The sequence below is a fragment of the Pseudomonas paraveronii genome (assembly GCF_963681955.1).
Taxonomy (GTDB): Bacteria; Pseudomonadota; Gammaproteobacteria; order Pseudomonadales; family Pseudomonadaceae; genus Aquipseudomonas; species Aquipseudomonas paraveronii.
The window spans coordinates 5,010,327-5,023,374 of the sequence record NZ_OY817130.1 but is presented as its reverse complement, the minus strand read 5'-3'; the positions used below and the strand labels follow the sequence as shown (position 1 = coordinate 5,023,374).

13 protein-coding genes are annotated in these 13,048 nt (G+C 59.3%); 7 read left to right on the top strand and 6 right to left on the bottom strand.

Features of this window, described 5'->3' with window-relative positions; all coding sequences use genetic code 11:
• Positions 1 to 89: 89 nt before the first annotated feature.
• Positions 90 to 950, bottom strand: coding sequence for a MurR/RpiR family transcriptional regulator (locus U5A08_RS23165; protein WP_253400433.1), 861 nt, complete (start codon positions 948 to 950; stop codon positions 90 to 92).
• A 219-nt stretch (positions 951 to 1,169) separates the two neighbouring features.
• Between U5A08_RS23165 and zwf the strand changes: the two genes are divergently transcribed.
• From zwf to U5A08_RS23150, 3 genes are read left to right on the top strand one after another with little or no spacing between them, the layout of a single operon-like run.
• On the top strand, positions 1,170 to 2,636 hold the full coding sequence (gene zwf / locus U5A08_RS23160; RefSeq protein ID WP_253398382.1) for a glucose-6-phosphate dehydrogenase: 1,467 nt from the start codon (positions 1,170 to 1,172) through the stop codon (positions 2,634 to 2,636).
• The gene (pgl, locus tag U5A08_RS23155; protein WP_253398380.1) at positions 2,623 to 3,336 is read left to right on the top strand and encodes a 6-phosphogluconolactonase; all 714 of its coding nucleotides are present in this window, start codon (positions 2,623 to 2,625) and stop codon (positions 3,334 to 3,336) included. The genes zwf and pgl overlap by 14 nt, the downstream gene beginning before the upstream one ends.
• 17 nt (positions 3,337 to 3,353) lie before the next feature.
• Complete coding sequence (locus U5A08_RS23150) at positions 3,354 to 4,019, top strand: bifunctional 4-hydroxy-2-oxoglutarate aldolase/2-dehydro-3-deoxy-phosphogluconate aldolase (protein ID WP_253398378.1); 666 nt, start codon at positions 3,354 to 3,356, stop codon at positions 4,017 to 4,019.
• A 457-nt stretch (positions 4,020 to 4,476) separates the two neighbouring features.
• Here U5A08_RS23150 and U5A08_RS23145 read toward each other — a convergent pair whose 3' ends face one another.
• Positions 4,477 to 5,652 carry an aminotransferase class V-fold PLP-dependent enzyme gene (locus U5A08_RS23145; protein WP_321848785.1) on the bottom strand — a complete coding sequence of 392 codons (1,176 nt, stop codon included), beginning with the start codon at positions 5,650 to 5,652 and terminating at the stop codon, positions 4,477 to 4,479.
• 11 nt (positions 5,653 to 5,663) lie between these two features.
• Entirely contained in the window at positions 5,664 to 5,900 is a 237-nt protein-coding gene (locus tag U5A08_RS23140) for a DUF3820 family protein (protein WP_003213031.1), read from the bottom strand.
• Positions 5,901 to 6,107: 207 nt separating this feature from the next.
• On the opposite strand from U5A08_RS23140, the gene U5A08_RS23135 reads away from it, so the two are divergent.
• Positions 6,108 to 6,575, top strand: coding sequence for a ferritin-like domain-containing protein (locus tag U5A08_RS23135; protein WP_253398374.1), 468 nt, complete (start codon positions 6,108 to 6,110; stop codon positions 6,573 to 6,575).
• 54 nt (positions 6,576 to 6,629) lie between these two features.
• On the opposite strand, the gene U5A08_RS23130 is transcribed toward U5A08_RS23135, so the two are convergent.
• Positions 6,630 to 7,100 (bottom strand): MaoC family dehydratase, encoded by a 471-nt coding sequence (locus tag U5A08_RS23130; RefSeq protein WP_247407665.1) that lies wholly within the window; start codon positions 7,098 to 7,100, stop codon positions 6,630 to 6,632.
• Positions 7,101 to 7,157: 57 nt separating this feature from the next.
• Positions 7,158 to 8,102 carry an alpha/beta hydrolase gene (locus U5A08_RS23125; RefSeq protein WP_253398372.1) on the bottom strand — a complete coding sequence of 315 codons (945 nt, stop codon included), beginning with the start codon at positions 8,100 to 8,102 and terminating at the stop codon, positions 7,158 to 7,160.
• Between the two features lie 210 nt (positions 8,103 to 8,312).
• Between U5A08_RS23125 and fadD2 the strand changes: the two genes are divergently transcribed.
• Both fadD2 and fadD1 read left to right on the top strand, forming a co-directional pair.
• Positions 8,313 to 10,001, top strand: coding sequence for a long-chain-fatty-acid--CoA ligase FadD2 (gene fadD2 / locus U5A08_RS23120; protein ID WP_321848781.1), 1,689 nt, complete (start codon positions 8,313 to 8,315; stop codon positions 9,999 to 10,001).
• 384 nt (positions 10,002 to 10,385) lie between these two features.
• Complete coding sequence (gene fadD1, locus U5A08_RS23115; RefSeq protein WP_321848779.1) at positions 10,386 to 12,077, top strand: long-chain-fatty-acid--CoA ligase FadD1; 1,692 nt, start codon at positions 10,386 to 10,388, stop codon at positions 12,075 to 12,077.
• Positions 12,078 to 12,193: 116 nt separating this feature from the next.
• Here the strand turns inward: fadD1 and U5A08_RS23110 are convergent, their stop codons facing one another.
• Positions 12,194 to 12,571 (bottom strand): hypothetical protein, encoded by a 378-nt coding sequence (locus U5A08_RS23110; RefSeq protein ID WP_247398473.1) that lies wholly within the window; start codon positions 12,569 to 12,571, stop codon positions 12,194 to 12,196.
• 198 nt (positions 12,572 to 12,769) lie between these two features.
• On the opposite strand from U5A08_RS23110, the gene U5A08_RS23105 reads away from it, so the two are divergent.
• Positions 12,770 to 12,955 carry a CsbD family protein gene (locus tag U5A08_RS23105; RefSeq protein WP_321848777.1) on the top strand — a complete coding sequence of 62 codons (186 nt, stop codon included), beginning with the start codon at positions 12,770 to 12,772 and terminating at the stop codon, positions 12,953 to 12,955.
• Positions 12,956 to 13,048: the final 93 nt, after the last annotated feature.

Sequence of the window (13,048 nt, the reverse complement as noted above, 5' to 3'; positions counted from 1 at the left end):
TTTGAACCGCATTCCAAGGTAGGACTCGTCAAAATGTGGGAGCGGGCTTGCTCGCGAAAAGGCCGGGACTGCTGGAGGCATTGTCTGCCTCAGTTGAACTCATCTCCAACCGGATACCGGCTGTCATTCAAGCTCTCTTTGATCTTGCGCAGATGCGGCTGGAAGTCCACGCCACGGCGCAAGGTCATGCCGGTTGCCAGTACATCCAGCACCGTCAGTTGGATGATCCGCGAGGTCATCGGCATATAAATGTCGGTGTCTTCCGGCAGCGGAATGTTCAGGCTCACGGTGCTGACCTTGGCCAGCGGCGAGTTCTCGGCGGTCACGCCCAGCACCGATGCGCCGTTTTCCCGGGCGATACGCGCCACTTCCACCAGCTCGCGGGTACGCCCGGTGTAGGAGATGATCACGAACAGCTCGCCGGTGTGCGCCACCGAAGCAATCATGCGTTGCATCAGCACGTCGGCATGGGCGGTCACCGACAGGTTGAAGCGGAAAAACTTGTGCAGCGCATCCATGGCCACCGGTGCTGACGCGCCGAGGCCGAAGAAGTGGATCTGGCGCGCCTGGATCAACAGGTCCACGGCCTTGCTGATCAGGTTCGGGTCGAGGGCCTGGCAGGCGCTGTCCAGAGAGGCAATGGCGCTGCCGAAGATCTTCTGGGTGTAGGCCTCGGGGTTATCATCGGCCTCCACTGCGCGACTGACATACGCCGCACCGCTGGCCAGGCTTTGCGCCAGTTGCAATTTGAGTTCAGGGTAACCGCTGACACCAAACGAACGGCAGAAGCGGTTGACCGTCGGTTCACTGACCGAGGCGGCTTGGGCGAGGGCTGCGATCGAGAAGCGGGTCGCCTGCTGCGGGTTGAGCAGGATGACCTCGGCGACTTTTTTCTCGGCCTTGTTCAATTCTTCGAGGCGGTTCCGGATCTGTTCCAGAAGATTTCGCACGCGGTCCATACAGTCTTTCCTTGGGGCGACGATGCAAATAAAGGGCGGTCATCAATCGACGAGTGGCTCTTTGCGGTGGCCTATCCTACTGAGGGTAGCTGAACACCACCACTCGGAATGCGTATTTCGGGAAAATGTTGTGGTTATTACTACATTTTTCCTTGAGTGATGCCTTGAAAAAAGGTATTTGTAGCTTAACTTGATAAAAGAACAAACATCATGCCTTCGATAACCGTAGAACCCTGCACCTTTGCCCTGTTTGGCGCGTTGGGTGATCTGGCGCTGCGCAAGTTATTTCCTGCCCTCTATCAACTCGATGGTGCCGGGCTCTTGCACGACGACACGCGCATCCTGGCCCTGGCCCGCGAAGCCGGTTCCGAGCAACAGCACCTGGCGCATATTGAAACGGAATTGCGCAACTACGTCGGCAAGGAACTGGACGAGGCTATCGCCCAGCGTTTCCTGGCGCGCCTGACGTATGTTCACGTCGATTTCATGAATGCGGATGACTACGTGGTCCTGGCTGAAAAAGCCGGCACCGCGCAACGCCTGATCGCCTACTTCGCCACGCCTGCGGCGGTGTACGGGGCAATCTGCGAAAACCTGTCCAAGGTCGGCCTGGCGAACAATACCCGCGTGGTGCTGGAAAAACCCATCGGCTCGGACCTGGAATCTTCGCGCAAGGTCAACGACGCCGTCGCGCAGTTTTTTCCGGAAAACCGCACGTACCGCATCGACCACTACCTGGGCAAAGAAACCGTCCAGAACCTGATCGCCCTGCGTTTTGCCAACAGCCTGTTCGAGACCCAGTGGAACCAGAACTACATTTCCCACGTGGAAATCACCGTGGCCGAGCAGGTCGGCATCGAAGGCCGCTGGGGTTACTTCGACAAGGCCGGGCAACTGCGGGACATGATCCAGAATCACCTGCTGCAACTGCTTTGCCTGATCGCCATGGACCCGCCGGCCGACCTGTCCGCCGACAGCATCCGTGACGAGAAGGTCAAGGTGCTCAAGGCCCTGGCGCCGATCAGCCCGGATGGCCTGACCACCCAAGTGGTACGCGGCCAGTACATCGCTGGCTACAGCGCCGGCAAGCCGGTGCCGGGTTACCTCGAAGAAGAGAATTCCAACACCCAGAGCGATACCGAAACCTTCGTCGCCCTGCGTGCCGATATCCGCAACTGGCGCTGGGCCGGCGTGCCGTTCTACCTGCGCACCGGCAAGCGCATGCCGCAAAAGTTGTCGCAGATCGTCATCCACTTCAAGGAACCGTCCCACTATATCTTCGCCCCCGAGCAGCGCCTGCAGATCAGCAACAAACTGATCATCCGCCTGCAACCGGACGAAGGTATTTCCTTGCGCGTGATGACCAAGGAGCAGGGCCTGGACAAGGGCATGCAACTGCGCAGCGGGCCACTGCAACTGAATTTTTCCGACACCTATCGCAGCGCGCGGATTCCCGATGCCTACGAGCGGTTGTTGCTGGAAGTGATGCGCGGCAATCAGAACCTGTTTGTTCGCAAAGATGAAATCGAAGCCGCGTGGAAGTGGTGTGACCAGTTGATCGCCGGGTGGAAAAAATCCGGTGATGCGCCCAAGCCGTATGCGGCGGGTTCCTGGGGGCCGATGAGCTCCATTGCACTGATCACGCGGGATGGGAGGTCGTGGTATGGCGATATCTGAATTGAAACTGCCTCAGGGCGTCACTGCCCATGAGTACCGTTCGCCCGCGTTGCTGGCGGATGGCCTGGCCAATGACGTGGCCGAGCAACTGCGCGCGGCCATCAGTGCCCGTGGCGAAGCGACCCTGGTGGTGTCCGGTGGCCGCAGCCCCGTGGCGTTTTTCCAGAACCTGGCCAAGCAGGGCCTGGACTGGTCCAAGGTCACCATCAGCCTGGCTGACGAGCGTTGGGTGCCGGTGGAACACGCCGACAGCAATGCCGGCCTGTTGAAGAAATACCTGTTGCAAGGTCCGGCAGCCAAGGCCAAATTCCTCAGCCTGTACGCCGCCGCGGCCAATCTTGAAGACGCCGCCGAGCAGGCCGATCGCCTGCTGGCCGAACTGCCGGCCATTGATGTGCTGGTGCTGGGCATGGGCGACGACGGCCACACCGCGTCGCTGTTTCCCAACAGCCCGAACCTGAGCGAGGCCCTGCAGGCCGACGGTACCCGCCGTTGCTGGCCGATGCTGGCGCCGACCGTGCCGCGCCAGCGCCTGACCATGAGTCGCGCGCTGCTGGCCACGGCGAACTACACCGTACTGTCGATCTCCGGCAGTTCGAAATTGACCACCTTGAGCGCCGCGCTGGCCAGTGACGACGTTGCTGCCATGCCGATTCGCGCGTTTTTGCAACCTACTTTAGAGATTTACTGGTGCCCATGAGCCAAGGATCAGCCGCGATGAAAAGCCCTCAATCGACCGTGTCCATGGCGGATAAAGTTGCCCTGATCGACAGTCTCTGCGCCAAGGCGCGGATACTGCCAGTGATCACCATCGCCCGCGAACAGGACATCCTACCGCTGGCCGACGCCCTGGCAGCCGGTGGTTTGACCGCATTGGAAGTGACCCTGCGTTCCGAGTTTGGCCTTAAGGCCATTCAGGTCCTGCGCGAGCAGCGTCCGGAGTTGTGTACCGGCGCCGGCACCGTGCTTGATCGCCATATGCTCGAAGCGGCCACCGTTGCCGGCTCGCAATTTATCGTCACCCCCGGCATTACCCGCGACCTGCTTGAAGCCTCGGTACACAGCCCGATCCCGCTGCTGCCGGGTATCAGCAACGCCTCCGGGATCATGGAAGGCTATGGCCTGGGTTATCGCCGCTTCAAGCTGTTCCCGGCGGAAGTCAGTGGTGGCGTCGCAGCCATCAAAGCCCTGGGCGGCCCGTTTGGCGAAGTGAAATTCTGCCCGACCGGCGGCGTTAGCCCGGCCAATATCAAGAGCTACATGGCGTTGAAAAACGTGATGTGCGTGGGCGGTAGCTGGATGCTCGACCCCGAGTGGGTCAAGAACGGCGACTGGGCACGTATCCAGGAAGTCACCGCTGAGGCGCTGGCACTGCTGGACTGAGCTGATTTATCGAATCGTTGTTGCTGTGCTTAACGGCATTTTTTGCGGTGCACTTGGTCGGTGTGCCGCTTTTTTTTGCCTGCGCAAAACCTTGAACCCAACACACATCCAAATGTGGCAGGGGGCTTGCCCCCGATAGCGGTCTATCAGCCAATATTTTCGCTGACTGACACTCTGCTATCGGGGGCAAGCCCCCTCCCACATTTTTAGTCCGCACTCAGTGCGGTGATGGCTTTGATCTGTGCGTGGATGTCTGCGGTTGATGTCACCCACCCCCGCGTCATCCGGATACTTTACGGTGCGGCTTGGCCGGCGTGGCGCTTTTTTTGCCTGCGCAAAACCTTGAACCCAACACACATCCAAATGTGAGAGGGGGCTTGCCCCCGATAGCGGTCTATCAGCCAATTTTTTCGCTGACTGACACTCTGCTATCGGGGGCAAGCCCCCTCCCACATTTTTAGTCCGCGCTCAGTGCGGTGATGGCGCTGACCAGTAAATCGATGTCCGCCGCGGACGTCACCAAGCCCGGCGTCACCCGGATACAGGTGCCAAACGACGCGCCCACTCGAGTGGTGGTGAACAGGTTGTAGTCCCTGAGCAGGCGGTCTGCCATCACTTGCTGATCGCGCCCGATGAACGTGAACGCCGTGATCCCGCAATACAATCGCGGGTCATCCGAGGTCAGCACTTCAATTCCCGGTAATGGCCGCACCTGGCGCACCCACAGATCCCGCAGGTAATTCACGCGTGCGCCTTTGGCCGCCGCACCGCCCAATGCGCGGTGTTCTTCAAATACCCGCGGCAAGGTCATCAGCGCCGGGAAGTTCGGCGTGCTGTACGGCGTGCGGGCGCGCACGTCGGTGGCGGGGTAGTGGAACTCACCCATGTCCGGGTCGATGTCTGCCAGGCGTTCGGTGGCTATGTAAAGAAAGCCTAGAGTCAGCGGCGCGCCGATCCATTTGTGCAGGTTGAAGCCGGCGAAGGCGATACCCAGCTCGGCGAGGTTGAACTCGATCTGGCCGAGGGCGTGGGCGCCGTCGAGGATCACATCGACAGCGTGTTCGCGCGCCGTTTTGGCAATGGCCTCGACCGGCATGACCAGGCCGGTGCGGTGGGTCACGTAGGTCAACGCCATCAGTTTCAGGCGGGGGTATTGGATGAAGGCATCGCGATAGCTTTGCAGCAAACTGTCGAAACTGGCCGGGTGGGTGTGGGAGATTTCGATCACTTCCACTCCCCTGTAGCTGGCCAACCAGCGCATGGCGCCCTTGACCGTGTCGTACTCCAGGTCGCTGATCAGCACTTGGTCGCCCGGCTGCAGGCGGTTGTAGTTGCGGATCAGCGACTGCAAGGCTTCGGTGGCGTTGCGGGTGAAGGCGACCGACTCGGGGTCGGCGTCGATCAGCTCGGCCAGTTGGCGGCGGATCTCGACGTTTTCGCCTTGCTCGAAACGCTGACGCACATGCACCGCGTTACTGCGGTTGATAAACGCGACGTGCTCAAGGTACTGCGCCTGTACCGCGCGGCTCATGCGCCCGAAGTAGCCATTTTCCAGGTTGATCGGGCCCGGCTCCAGCTCATAGTGCTCGGCGATGGCCTGCCAGTGGGGTTCGTTGGCTGCATTCCATGGCATGGCGTGGGTTCCTAATGGCGAGGCGCGGGTTTGCCGTGCTTGGCGCGCAGCGGTTCCAGCAGTTCGGACAGGCCGTTGTGGTCAATTTCCTGCATCAATGCCAGCAACCCGCCCAGCTCGCCGTGGGGGAAACCTTCACGGGCGAACCAGTTCAGGTAGGGGCCAGGCAGGTCGGCGATGATCCGTCCCTTGTACTTGCCGAAGGGCATTTCGCGGGTAATCAGCAGTTCGAGTTTTTCGGGATTCATGACGGCTCAGGCGTTTGCATCGAGGTCTTCGAAAATACAGGCATTCTGCATGAAGGCCAAATGACAGATCATGCAAATAACGCACATACAGAACCTTCATATATTTTTAAGATGTTGAAATTAAAAAAGAAAGTCGTTTTTTAAAACCTGGCACGGGCGCTGCAACCATTCAGACAACCTTTCTCAACCGGCATAAGGAACTGAAAAATGACTGATATCAATAAAGAGTCCATCTCGGTACTGAACGACCTGATCGAAACCAGCATCGACGGTCAAAAAGGTTTTAAAGCGTGCGCTGACGACATCAAGCATCCAGAACTCAAAGCGCTGTTTGCCAAGCGCTCCGCAGACTGCACCACCGCTGCGGCCGAGCTGAAAACCGCCGTGCGTGCCCTGGGCGGCGACCCGGAAAATTCCGGCAGCGTTGCCGGCGCCCTGCACCGTGGCTGGGTCGATGTGAAGTCGATGGTGACTGGCAAAGACGAAGAGGCCGTATTGAACGAAGCCGAGCGCGGTGAAGACCACGCACTCAAGGCTTACAAAGAAGCGATCGAGAAGATCGACAAGCACAACCTGCTGGGTATCCGTGACCTGGTTGAGCGTCAGTACCACGGCGTGCAACGCAATCACGATCAAGTGAAAGCCCTGCGTAACCAGGCTCGCGCTCAGTCGTGAGTCGTCGCTGAATAAAAAATCCCCGCCGATGCGGGGATTTTTTATGGGGGCTGATCAGCCGATGGTGATGGCCGGCAGCTCGGTCAACGTCACGACCAGTTGCTTGCGTGGCGCGAGGATCTCCGCCTCGCCATCCACCACCAGTTCATCGCGCTGGTTGAACACGCGGGTGGCGATACGCACGCGGAACTTCGGCAGCTTCTCGAGAATTTCCAGACGCACGGTCAGGGTGTCGCCGATTTTCACCGGCTTCTGGAAGCTCATCTGCTGGCCGATATAGATTGTGCCCGGCCCAGGCAGCTCACAGGCAACGGCCGCACTGATCAGGGCGCCGCTGAACATGCCGTGGGCAATTCGCTCCTTGAACATGGTCGCCTTGGCAAATTCGGCATCCAGGTGCAGGGGGTTGTGGTCGCCGGACATGGCGGCGAACAACTGGATATCGCGCTCTTCGACGGTCTTGCTGTAGCTGGCGGTCTGGCCGACTTCGAGGGCTTCGTAAGGGGTGTTGGTTACCTGGGTCATCTAAAGGTGCATCCTGTGGCTAATCGATAATTTAATTGGCTGATTTTAAACGAAAAATTATTCGCAGCGAGCCGGCCTGCGCAAGGTCAGGGCCTGGTCGAGCCACGTCAGCACATCCGCGGTGACTTCGTCGCGGTTGGTTTCGTTGAACACTTCGTGACGCGCCTGCGGGTAGATATTCAGTTGCAGGTTCTGGCAGCCGGCCTCACGCAGGGCATGGGCCAGGCTTTTGAGACGCTTGCCTTCACTCACCGGATCACATTCGCCGCCGATCACCAGGATGGGCAAGCCCGGATCGATCTGCGCGAGATTGGACGCTTTGCTGATTTGCTGCAAGCCGCCCAGCAGGTCGAACCACAGTTGGTTGGTGCAGCGGAACCCGCAGAGCGGATCGTGGAGGTAGCGGTCGACTTCATCCGGGTCACGGCTGAGCCAGTCGAAAGCCGTGCGGTTGGGCTTGAACGCTTGGTTGAACGAGCCGAACGACAGGCACTCAATCAGCGCACTGCGGCCGCGCAAGCCCTGGCGCAGGCGTTCGGCACGGGCGATCAGCCGCGCGGCGCGGTACAGCGCCACCGGCTGGAAATTCGAACCGCTGAGAACCGCCCCATGCAGGCTGGCACTGTGGTGCAGCAGGTAGGCCTGGGCGATATAGCTGCCCATGCTGTGGCCCAGCAAAATGATCGGCACTCCCGGCAACTGCTGGCCGATGTGCTGGTTGAGGCTGGCCAGGTCGCCCACCACCTTGTTCCAACCGTCCTGCTCGGCGAACAGGCCCAGGGTGCCCTCGTCGGCGGTGCGGCCATGACCACGCTGGTCCAGGGCAAACACACCGTAGCCCGTCCCGCACAACGCTTCGGCCAGGCGCACATAGCGTCCGCCGTGCTCGGCCATGCCATGAGACACCATGATCAACGCCTTCGGCGGCGCTTCCGGCAGCCATTGATTGACGTACAGGCGGCTGTGGTCATTCGCGGTCAGCCAGAAAGTGGTGTGGTTCATGGCGCTTCCTTTACTCAGGGTCGTTGCAGTGTATAGCTCATCCTCGGACAGCCGTCTGATCAGTACAGACCCTTGTAGGAAGATTCACGCAATTAATGACGCTCTTTCCTGTATTTGCCTGTTTGGCCATAGCTGCTAACGTCCCCGAAGCTCCGCTTTTTATAGCAGCAGAAAAGCGGCTGGGCACATTCAGGTAAGAGGACAAGAATAATGCAACCTGATTTCTGGAATGACAAACGCGCGGCGGGCGTTCCCAACGAGATCGATCTGAGCGCCTACACGTCAGTGATCGAAGTCTTCGAGCGTTCCTGCAAGGCCTTTGCCGACCGTCCGGCGTTCAGCAGCATGGGCGTCACCCTGACCTACGCCGAGCTTGAGCGCCAGAGTGCGGCGTTCGCCGGTTACCTGCAGCAGCACACCGACCTCAAGCCGGGCGATCGCATCGCGGTACAGATGCCCAACGTGCTGCATTACCCGATTGCCGTGTTCGGTGCGTTGCGCGCGGGGCTGATCGTGGTCAACACCAACCCGCTGTACACCCCGCGGGAGATGCGACACCAGTTCAAGGACGCCGGAATTCGTGCCCTGGTCTACCTCAACCTGTTCGGTTCACGGGTGCAGGAAGTCTGCACCGACACCGAGATCGACTACCTGATCGAAGCGAAGATGGGCGACTTCATGCCGGCAGCCAAGGGCTGGCTGGTCAACACTCTTGTCGACAAAGTGAAGAAGATGGTCCCGGCCTATCACTTGCCGCGTGCGGTGTCGTTCAAGCGCGCCTTGCGCATGGGCGCAGGGCAGGGCGTGACGCGCCATCCGGTGACTCTCGATGACATCGCCGTGCTGCAATACACCGGCGGCACCACCGGCTTGGCCAAAGGCGCGATGCTCACTCACGGCAATCTGGTGGCGAACATGCAGCAGGTGCGCGCCTGCATGTCGCAGACCGGCGAGGATGGCCACCCGCTGATCAAGGAGGGCCAGGAAGTGATGATCGCGCCGCTGCCGCTTTACCACATCTATGCATTCACCGCGAATTGCATGTGCATGATGGTCTCCGGCAACCACAACGTGTTGATCACCAACCCGCGGGATATCGCGGGCTTTATCAAGGAACTGAAAAACTGGCGCTTCACCGGCTTGCTCGGGCTCAACACGTTGTTTGTGGCGTTGATGGACCATCCCGACTTCAAGAGCCTGGACTTCTCCCATCTCAAACTCACCAACTCCGGTGGCACGGCGCTGATCAAGGCCACCGCCGAACGTTGGGAGCAGCTCACCGGCTGTGCGATTGGCGAAGGGTATGGCCTGACGGAAACGTCGCCGGTGGCCAGCACCAACCCGTATGGCAACAAGTCACGCCTGGGCACCGTGGGCATCCCTGTGCCGGGCACGGCGATGAAGGTGATCGATGACGACGGCGTCGAGTTGCCCCTGGGCGAGCGCGGCGAGCTGTGCATCAAGGGCCCGCAGGTGATGAAGGGCTACTGGCAGCAACCGGCCGCCACCGCCGAGGCGCTGGACGCCGAGGGGTGGCTCAAGACTGGCGATATTGCCGTGATCGACGAGGATGGATTTATACGCATCGTGGATCGCAAGAAGGACCTGATCATCGTCTCGGGTTTCAATGTGTACCCCAACGAGATTGAAGACGTGGTGATGGCTCACCCTGCGGTGGCCAACTGCGCAGTGATCGGCGTACCGGATGAGCGCACGGGGGAGGCGGTGAAGCTGTTTGTGGTGGCGCGTGCCGAAGGCGTGAGCCTTGAGGAGTTGAAGAGCTACTGCAAGACCAACTTCACGGCGTACAAAGTGCCCAAGCACATCGTGTTGCGTGAGTCGTTGCCGATGACGCCGGTGGGCAAGATCCTGCGGCGCGAGTTGCGCGACATCGCCTGATTTGAAAGGCAGTCAACAATGTGGGAGGGGGCTTGCTCCCGATGGCAGTGAATCAGTCACCAAATGTGTTGGCTGATTTACCGCCATCGGGAGCAAGCTCCCTCCCACATTTGTCTGCGTTTATCTCGTTAAGCCCTGTTCTAGAGCCATTTTCAAGCGTATAGAATTTTTGCTCTAAAAATGACTATTGGTTATTCATGAGTCATGTTTATGACTGTAGGGGCCTCTTTTGGCTCTAGTCGGCCCTTGGCAAAGCTGCTACTCTCGGCGCGCTTTGTGACCTCTCGGCCTGCTTAAACGCGCCAGACTCACCTAAAAAACACACACCAATAATAATCGCATCAAATGCGATGATGAATTCGCGTCGCTGAGGAGTGGGCTTCCATGAACGTAGACTTTTGGAAGGATAAGTACCCCGCCGGGATTGCTGCAGACATCAATCCAGACGAGTATCCAAATATTCAGGCGGTACTGAAACAGTCCTGCCAGCGCTTCGCCAACAAACCGGCTTTCAGCAACCTGGGCAAGACAATCACCTACGGTGAGTTGTACGAATTGTCCGGCGCTTTCGCTGCGTACCTGCAACAGCATACCGATTTGAAGCCCGGCGATCGAATCGCCGTGCAACTGCCCAACGTCCTGCAATACCCGGTCGCTGTGTTCGGCGCCATCCGTGCCGGCCTGATCGTGGTCAACACCAACCCGCTGTACACCGCGCGGGAAATGGAACACCAATTCAATGACTCCGGGGCCAAGGCTCTGGTCTGCCTGGCCAACATGGCGCACCTGGCTGAAAAAGTCGTGCCCAAGACCGCCGTCAAACACGTGATCGTCACCGAAGTCGCCGACCTGCTGCCGCCGCTCAAGCGCCTGCTGATCAACAGCGTCATCAAGTACGTGAAGAAAATGGTCCCGGCCTATCACTTGCCCAAGTCGATCAAGTTCAACGACGTGCTGGCCAAGGGGCACGGCCAACCGGTCAATGACGTCAGCCCGGCCAGCAGCGACGTGGCGGTGCTGCAATACACCGGCGGCACCACCGGCGTGGCCAAGGGGGCGATGCTGACCCACCGTAACCTGGTGGCCAACATGCTGCAGTGCAAGGCGCTGATGGGCTCCAACCTCAACGAAGGCTGCGAGATCCTGATCACCCCGCTGCCGCTGTACCACATCTATGCGTTCACCTTCCATTGCATGGCGATGATGCTGATCGGCAACCACAACATCCTGATCAGCAACCCGCGTGACCTGCCGGCGATGGTCAAGGAACTGTCGAAGTGGAAGTTCAGCGGTTTTGTCGGCCTGAACACGCTGTTCGTCGCGCTGTGCAACAACGAAGGCTTCCGCAAGCTGGACTTTTCTGGGTTGAAAGTCACCCTGTCGGGCGGCATGGCCCTGCAACTGGCGGCGGCCGAGCGCTGGAAAGCCGTGACCGGCTGCGACATCTGCGAAGGCTACGGCATGACTGAGACCAGCCCGGTGGCGACGGTCAACCCGATCCAGAAGATCCAGATCGGCACCATCGGCATTCCGGTGCCGTCGACCTTGTGCAAAGTCATCACCGACGACGGCGTCGAGCTGGGCCTGGGCGAGGTCGGCGAGCTGTGCGTCAAAGGCCCGCAGGTCATGAAGGGCTATTGGCAGCGCGAAGATGCCACTGCCGAGATCCTCGACAGCGAAGGTTGGTTGAAGACCGGTGACATTGCGATCATCCAGCCGGATGGCTACATGCGCATTGTCGACCGCAAGAAAGACATGATTCTGGTCTCCGGTTTCAACGTCTACCCCAACGAACTGGAAGATGTGCTGGCGACGCTGCCGGGCGTGCTGCAATGCGCTGCCATCGGTGTGCCGGACGAGAAGTCCGGGGAGCACATCAAGATCTTCATCGTGGTCAAGCCAGGTGCCACCCTGACCAAGGACCAGGTGATGGAGCATATGCGCGCTAACGTCACCGGCTACAAGGTGCCCAAGGCCGTTGAATTCCGTGATGTCTTGCCGATCACCAACGTGGGTAAGATCCTGCGTCGAGAGTTGCGCGATGAAGAGCTGAAGAAGCTGGGCCTGAAAAAGTAACCCGGCCCAAATGTGGGAGGGGGCTTGCCCCCGATTGCAGAGTGACAGTCACTACATCGGGTGACTGATCCACCGCTATCGGGGGCAAGCCCCCTCCCACATTTGAAATACAGTGCTTAGAGGGCAAGCTGCGCGAAGCTCACGCCCGCACCGGCTGGGCGCACATCCTTGAGGAACGAGTCCTTGTCTGCGCTCAGTTCCAGCGTGATTTCCGGCTTGCGCTTGCCGGCATTGCGCACTACCAGGCCTTCGAGCTTTTCACGCAGGAACACCGTCGGCACCTTCAGGTGCAGCAACTGGTCAGTCTCGGCGTTGTGCAGCAACAAGTGAATCCACTCGTACTGGCCCACCGCGATCCGTGCCACCGGCAGGTCGAACCACCAGATGTTGCGTTTGCGGTCCAGGTCGGTGAAGTGGCAGTTGTTGACGCCGAGTACGGCACCGCCCAGTTCCTGGTTTCTGCGGGCGATGGCCTGTGCTTTATTGAGTTTCATAACCTTCCTACGGGATCTGTTATTCAGCGTTGTAGCCTGAATGTGCCGCGCATTCTCGTGGGTTGGCCGCAAAACATAAAGCCAAACCTGCTGCCGGCGATGAAATGCGCGCACAAAATAATTGAAACTCTGCCGAACAGCCTCGGGTCAATCTCTACGTAATGACCAAAACCCCTCGATTGTTCCAGGAGAAATACCATGAGCAGTACATCGGATAAGGTAAAAGGCGTCGCGAACGAAGCTGTCGGCAACATCAAGCAAGGTATTGGCAAAGTGACCGGCAACGACAAGTTGCGCGCTGAAGGTGTGGTCCAGGAAAAGAAAGGCGAAGTGCAGAAAGCCGTAGGCGATGCCAAGGATGTGGTGAAGAAAGCGATCAAGTGATCCTCGATCGCTGGCTGAGTTCATCCAGCCCGACGGCCATCCACGGATGGCCGTTTTTGTGTCACCTGATGCGGTTAATCTTTCGAAATTGTT